The organism is Kribbella sp., assembly GCF_035687465.1.
In the GTDB taxonomy this organism is placed as follows: domain Bacteria; phylum Actinomycetota; class Actinomycetes; order Propionibacteriales; family Kribbellaceae; genus Kribbella.
This window is the reverse complement of record NZ_DASRXP010000017.1, coordinates 1-6485: the sequence shown is the minus strand read 5'-3', so window position 1 is coordinate 6485 and position 6485 is coordinate 1. Positions and strand designations below refer to the sequence as shown.

At 67.9% G+C, this 6485-nt stretch carries 7 protein-coding genes; 4 read left to right on the top strand and 3 right to left on the bottom strand.

Features of this window, described 5'->3' with window-relative positions; genetic code table 11:
• Positions 1–2678: ABC transporter permease (locus VFG33_RS00855; RefSeq protein WP_325021271.1), on the top strand; the 2678-nt coding region annotated here is incomplete at its 5' end.
• A 2-nt stretch (positions 2679–2680) separates the two neighbouring features.
• On the opposite strand, the gene VFG33_RS00850 is transcribed toward VFG33_RS00855, so the two are convergent.
• Complete coding sequence (locus VFG33_RS00850) at positions 2681–2869, bottom strand: hypothetical protein (RefSeq protein WP_325021269.1); 189 nt, start codon at positions 2867–2869, stop codon at positions 2681–2683.
• A gap of 25 nt (positions 2870–2894) precedes the next feature.
• On the opposite strand from VFG33_RS00850, the gene VFG33_RS00845 reads away from it, so the two are divergent.
• Both VFG33_RS00845 and VFG33_RS00840 read left to right on the top strand, forming a co-directional pair.
• On the top strand, positions 2895–3425 hold the full coding sequence (locus VFG33_RS00845) for a CGNR zinc finger domain-containing protein (protein WP_325021267.1): 531 nt from the start codon (positions 2895–2897) through the stop codon (positions 3423–3425).
• 9 nt (positions 3426–3434) lie between these two features.
• Entirely contained in the window at positions 3435–4043 is a 609-nt protein-coding gene (locus tag VFG33_RS00840; protein ID WP_325021265.1) for a bacterial proteasome activator family protein, read from the top strand.
• Positions 4044–4071: 28 nt separating this feature from the next.
• Here VFG33_RS00840 and VFG33_RS00835 read toward each other — a convergent pair whose 3' ends face one another.
• Entirely contained in the window at positions 4072–4875 is an 804-nt protein-coding gene (locus VFG33_RS00835) for an HAD family hydrolase (RefSeq protein ID WP_325021263.1), read from the bottom strand.
• A gap of 503 nt (positions 4876–5378) precedes the next feature.
• On the opposite strand from VFG33_RS00835, the gene VFG33_RS00830 reads away from it, so the two are divergent.
• Positions 5379–6020 (top strand): WhiB family transcriptional regulator, encoded by a 642-nt coding sequence (locus VFG33_RS00830; protein ID WP_325021261.1) that lies wholly within the window; start codon positions 5379–5381, stop codon positions 6018–6020.
• Positions 6021–6205: 185 nt separating this feature from the next.
• Here VFG33_RS00830 and VFG33_RS00825 read toward each other — a convergent pair.
• Positions 6206–6485, bottom strand: a 280-nt coding sequence (locus VFG33_RS00825) for an HAD family hydrolase (RefSeq protein ID WP_325021259.1), incomplete at its 5' end; no start/stop codon positions are given.

Sequence of the window (6485 nt, the reverse complement as noted above, 5' to 3'; positions counted from 1 at the left end):
GATGTGCTGCTGCAGGAAACCCGCTGATGGGCAGCTGGGGACCCCCACTGCGGATCGCCCGCCGGACCACGCGGCGCTCGCTGGGCCGGACCTTGCTGGTGGCGGCACTGATCGGGCTGCCCGTCCTCGGAGCCAGCTGGATCGGCATCATCGAAAAATCCTCTAGCCCGACCGGTGAGGTTCTGGCCGGCGTGCTGATCGGACGAGCCGACGCCCGGCTGGACGTCTCGCCGTACCGGGCGTTCGGAAAGATGGACGACCGGCCGCGCGCGGAGATGGCCGAGCAGATGCCAGCACCGGGCGCGGAGGAGATGGTGCGCGATCCGGACACCTTCGACCCGCGGCCGTTGCTGCCTGCGGGGACCCAGGTGGCGCGAGCCCTGACGGAGATCGGCGGCGTCGACATCCGCGGTCCGCAGTCGACCAGCTCGGTGCGACTGGTCACCGGTGACGGCCGGAGCGAGCTGACCAAGGGCACCTTCCGCCTGGACGGTGGCACCATGCCCGCCAAGACCGACGAGGTGGCGGTCTCCCCGTCACTGGCGGAGTACCTCGGCATCCGTGACGGCGACACCGTCCGTCCTGGTTCCAAGCTGGTGACCAGCGCCGAGAAGGTCTTCACCGTGGTCGGGATCGCCCGCACGCTGAACGGCCCCGGTGCCCGGACCATCTTCGCGATGCCGGACAGCTCGCTGGCGAAGCCCGATCGGAGCGTCTTCGCCCACTATCTCGTCGACCTGCCGGACTCGGCCCAGCCGGACGCACTGTCCGACCAGCTGAACGGCCAGGGCATGACCTTGTTGCCACGGGCAAACATCGTCGACCCGCCGCCAAGTCCCTACGACTACAGCAGTACGGATGCCGGCGCCAGCGCGGTGATGGCGCTGATCATCGGCTTCGGCATCCTGGAGATCGTGCTGCTCGCCGGTACTGCGTTCGCGGTCGGCGCGCGACGCCAGACCCGCGAGCTCGGCCTGATCACGGCCGCCGGCGGCACACCGCGCGACGTACGACGCGTCGTCCTCCTGCAGGGGTTGTTCGCCGGAGTGGTCGGCGCAGGAGGTGGAGTTCTCCTCGCCTTCGGGCTGACCCTCGCGGGCAAGCCATGGTGGGAGCGGATGAACTCCACCCTGTTCACCGCCTGGCAGATTCCCTGGCTGAACATCGTGGTGATCGCCCTGCTCGGTTTGTTCGCGGGCCTCGCGGCCGCGGTGATCCCCGCGATCAGCGCGGGCCGACAGGCCCCACTGGCAGCCTTGGCGGGGCGTTTCACGGTCACTACCGGTAAGACGCGGATCCGTCGGCCTGCCCTGGTTCTTCTGGTCCTCGGCATCGCCTGCACGATCCTAGGCAGCAGTCTGATCGCGACCGCGTTCGCGGAGGCGAAGCGGGTCCCCATCGAGGAGGGCATGTACCAGCCGAGCGTGACACCGACCGGCCCGATCGCCTTGGTCCTGATCGGGATCACCTCGGTCATCGCCGCGCTGGTCTGGATGCTGCCGAGCCTGGTCGCCAAGGTCGCCGGCATCGCCCGGATGCTGCCGCTGAGCGGACGGCTGGCACTCCGGGATGCGGCCCGTCACCGGCATCGCACCGGCCCAGCGACCGCCGCGATCATGATGGCGGTGGCGGCAACAGCCGCGGTGGCCTTCGCGATCTCGAACTCGATCGCCGCCGACGCCGAGGATTACACCCCGGCCGCCCCCGAGGGCTACGGCACGGTCAGGTTCGGCGCCGGCAGCCCCGACTCGCCGCCCTATGCTCCGAGCACTGTGCAGAAGGTGTCCGGGTTGCTGCCGACCAGGCACACCTACGAGTTCGGTGTCATCAACCTGCCCTCGGCCAAGTCGAATGGCAGCTACACACCGGCCCTGATGACGGTCCCACCGCCCGGCACCGAAGGCGTGATCAACGCGCACCTGATGGTGGTCGACCCGGAGTACGTGGCACGGTTCGAAGGCTTCGGACCGAAGGCGGCGGCGGAACTGCGGGCCGGCAAGATCGTGCTTCCGCAGCAGAAGTTGCTGGCCGGCTCGATCATCAAGCTGAGCAGAGACGACGACTACGAGGCCAAGTCGGCGTTCAGTCACCCAGCGACCTTCGTGTCCACCCCGCCCGACGTCGGCCAGTTGCGGACCGCGGCTCTGATCAGCACGGAAGCAGCTCGCAAGCTGGGCAACATCCAGGTCTTGGAGGCGCAGTACGAGCTGACCCGGGCACCGACCGGGGATGAGCTTGCCGCGGTCTCCCGGCTGCTCGGTCACGACGAGGCCTTGCAGATCGAACGTGGATACGAGAGTCCTGCCAGGCTTTGGCTGATCGGGCTGCTTGGTGCGGCGACGGTTGTGACCCTGCTCGGTGTCGCCATCTCCGTCTCGCTGTCTGCTGCCGAAGGACGTGCCGACCTCGCCACGTTGGCGGCTGTCGGTGCACCGCCACGCCGTCGGCGCAACCTGGCCGCGGCTCAGGCGTGGGTGCTCGGTCAGCTCGGTTGCCTGCTGGGCGTCGGGGTCGGCGCGCTGTACGGGTACACCGCGCACGCAGCCTTCGGTTCGCCGCACTTCATGGTTCCGTGGCAGGAGATCGGCGGCATCATTGTCGCCGTCCCGTTGTTCGCCGGTCTGCTCGCCTGGCTGCTGACCCGGTCGCGACTCCCGATGGTCAGCCGGATGGACTGACCCTAGTTGCTATTGGCATCTATCAGCTGTTCGGTCTGCGCCACGGCCGGGTGCGCGACTGGGTGGAGTGGGGTGCTGGTCATGCGCCATTGGCCGCAAGCGCAGCGCTGGTAGGTGAGCAGGCCTTCGCTGACGGGATGGGACGATTCCACCCGCCAGCGATGCCTGTGGATCTTCGGTGTGGTGGTCATCGCTCCATCGTGCTGTAATGCCATTGTGCATCTCAACCCTTACGGCGCCGACGCGGTCCTGCTGGCGGTGAACCTGGTCACGAACCCGGCGACCACGCCCGCCGAGCTGGCCGATCGCTGCGAGGAGAGCGGCGTCGACAACCGGCTGGTCCGCGAGCGGCGGGTCACCACCGCCGACCTCACCGCAGTACGGGCGGCTCTGGACGAGTGGCTGGCGGTCGTCGATGCGACGGACGACGAGCATCGGGTCAAGCTGGTGAACGAGATGCTCGCCAAGTACACCGAGCACCCCCGGCTGACCAACCACTCCGGCGACGGCTGGCACATGCACTACCGGCCCGACCACGTCCCGGTCGGGCGGCTGGTGGCCACGTTGATCAGCACCGGCACAGCGCTTCACCTGGCCGGGCGCGGCATCAGCCGCCTCGGCCGCTGCGCCACCGACGGCTGCGACAACGTGTACGCCGACCTGTCCCGGGGCGGGCGGCAGCGGTATTGCAGCCCCGCCTGCGCCAACCGCGACGCCGTCAGGAGACACCGTTCGAAGGGCTCCTAGGATGGGGGAATGACGGAGAGCAGCGAAAGCCAGGGTGTTCCGATGACCGGGGCGCAGACCGAGGACGGCAAGATCCTGATCGTCGGTCCGGACGGCATGGCCGTCGAAGGGCCGCCGCGCACCGACGATGACGACCGCGAGGAACCACGCTCAGTGACCGAGCTGGTCGAGCAGCCCGCCAAGGTGATGCGGATCGGCAACATGATCCGGCAGTTGCTCGAGGAGGTGAAGGCCGCTCCGCTGGACGAGGCCTCCCGGCAGCGCCTGAAGGCGATCCACGCGGCCTCGATCAAGGAGCTGGAGAGCGGGCTGGCTCCGGAGCTGGTCGAGGAGCTGGAACGGCTCAGCCTCGACTTCACCGATGAGAGCACTCCGACCGAGGCCGAACTGCGGATCGCGCAGGCCCAGCTGGTCGGCTGGTTGGAGGGTCTGTTCCACGGCATCCAGACCGCGCTGTTCGCCCAGCAGATGGCCGCTCGCCAGCAGCTCGAGCAGATGCGTCGTGCCCTGCCCGGCGGCAGCCAGCCTCGCCCTGACGAAGCTGTTCCCGGCTTCCCAGGCGCACAACAGCCCGGCCAGCCGGACGGGCCCGGCCCCCGGGACGGCATGTACCTCTAGAGCCCCCCGCTACCTCTAGAGCCCCGCTTCAGAGCGCGAAGAGGTCCTCGAGGACGGTGGCGACACCGTCCTCGTCGTTCGACGGGCAGACCACGTCGACGGCCGCCAGCACCTCGGCATGCGCGTTCGCCACCCCGTACGACGTTCCGGCCCACGCGAGCATCGGTAGATCGTTCAACGAATCGCCGAACGCGATCGTCTCACTGGCCGGGATTCCTTGGCTCGCAGCGAAATCCGCCAGCATCGCGGCCTTCGACACCCCGCTCGCCGAGATCTCCACCAGACTGTGGCCGCCGCTGTGGCTCGCGGCCACCCGCCCCCCGACCAGCGGCGCGATCCTCGCCAGCAGGTCGTCGGAGTGCCAGCTGGGATGCCGGACGAGCAGTTTCGCGGCCGGCTCCGACAGCAGTTCCTCCACCTCCGCGACCAAGGTGTCGTCCGGCGTCGGCCATTTGTTCAGGTACTTCGGTTCCTGTCCGTAACGGTCCGATCGCTCAATGGCGAACTCCACCTCGGGAATCTCCGCGCGGATCGCCAGGGCCACCTCCAACGCGACCCCGGGATCGATCAGCCGGGTCCGGATCGCCTTACGCCGTGGCACGTCGTACAGAATGGCGCCGTTGGCAACAATCGCGACACCGTGGGCGCCGACCAGGTAGTCGAGGTCGTGCAGCCACCGGGGTGGCCGCGCGGTGACCATCACGAAGACGGCACCGGCTTCTTGGACGGCGAGCACGGCTCGCTTCGTCCGCGGCGTGATCGAACGATCATTGTGTACCAAGGTTCCGTCAAGATCGGTGGCCACCAGGCGGGGTGTTCTGCGGTCTGACACCCGCCTACCGTAGCCGCCCCGAAATGGGGCCCCAATACCCTCCCCGCGAGCCTGGCGCAACCAAATGGACATGCCTATTCCAGCAATCTGATTGACCGTTGAACAACGTCACCAGACCGTTACGGCAGGATGCTGCAAAGGCAGCAAGTTCCCATGCACGGCAGGGTTTCTGCATGATTTCATGCGGTGGCTGGTGCACCGAAGGGCTTCAGAACAGAGGGGCACTGGAACGGGGAACCGGGGGCGATCCAGCCACGTCGTACGCCTTGTTCCGGATCACAGTATCTGGTGCGGGCCCCACCCCGGAGTGCGTCGGAAACTGTTGTGGAATTGGGTGCAACCAAATCCTCGTCAGTGACGTCAACAGTTATGGATCGGTGCGTCTGGCGCCGGGACGACAGGGTGGGTCGGCAACAGATCGTCGGTCCATCAGCTAGTGGGCTCGGGTGTTCGAACGTCATTCACCGTTCGTTCATGCGGGTCCTGGAACTTGGGGAGCCACGATGACCGTCAACAGCGCCAACCTAGCGGTGCCCGGGAGCAGCCACTCCCGCGCGGCTGTCGACACATCTTCCATCATGGAAGGGGCCATGACCGGCTGTACTGCACGCCCGGACATCTTTCAGCACCGGCTGATGGAAGAACCGCCACCCGCCTCGGCCACCCGGCGAACCCGGGAACGCTACGAGCAACTGGTCCGTGAGGCCAAGCAGCTCTGCGCGTCCTGCCCGTTGTTCACCGAGTGCCTCTTCAGCGCGGTCGCCGAGCACGACGTGACCGGCTTCGTCGCCGGAACCACCGCCACGCAACGGCGTTCGATGCGCAACCTGCTGGACGTCGAGGTCCAGGCGGACGACTTCGACCAGCTCGCGGGGGCTCGCGGAACCCGCCGACCGGTCAGCCACGAGGAAGTGCTGCGGCTGCGCACGCAGTACCCGAACGACAGCCTGGAATCCCTGGCCATGCGGCTGGGTTGCTCGCTGTCGACGGTGAAGCGTCACCTGCGCAGGGCCCGCCGGGGCCAGAGTCCCGCCACCAAGTCGCCGCGGCCCCGCCCGGAGCTGAGCGCCGTCCTGGACGCGTTCGACGCCGTGGTGGACCAGCCGTGCCCGGCACCGCGGACCGGCAGCACCCGCGTCGCCTGACCTGCCTGTACAGGCACAACAACCCCCAGGGGCAGCCCCGGGTACCCGCATGATCATTCGTCCCCTTTTCACCCTCGCCAACTGCCCACAGTGACTGGAAAGTCAGCGGGGAGGGTGAAAAGGGGACGAATGATCATGCGGGTTTTCGCCGTTGTGGCTGATGCCGCTTTGCCCGTACAGGGCGCTCAGAACCAGCGGTTGAGGACCGCGGCCACGCCGTCGTCATGGACCGTCTTGGTCACCTCGTCGGCGGCGGCCTTCACCTCGTCCGGGGCCGCCCCCATGGCGATCCCCAGACCGGCGTAGACGAGCATCTCGATGTCGTTGCGCCCGTCGCCGATCGCCAGCAGGTCCGCGGCCTCCAGGTCGAACTGGGCCATCGCCACCTTGAGGCCCGTGCTCTTGTCCACACCCTCGGGTGCGATGTCGAGCCACGCGGTCCAGCCGACGAAGTAGCTGACCCCG

What these genes read in the sequence shown, in the direction of transcription:
- VFG33_RS00830 (WP_325021261.1), top strand. Translation starts at nt 5,379, where the DNA reads ATGACCGTCAACAGCGCCAACCTAGCGGTGCCCGGGAGCAGCCACTCC.
- VFG33_RS00840 (WP_325021265.1), top strand. Translation starts at nt 3,435, where the DNA reads ATGACGGAGAGCAGCGAAAGCCAGGGTGTTCCGATGACCGGGGCGCAG.
- VFG33_RS00850 (WP_325021269.1), bottom strand. Translation starts at nt 2,869, where the DNA reads ATGACCACCACACCGAAGATCCACAGGCATCGCTGGCGGGTGGAATCG.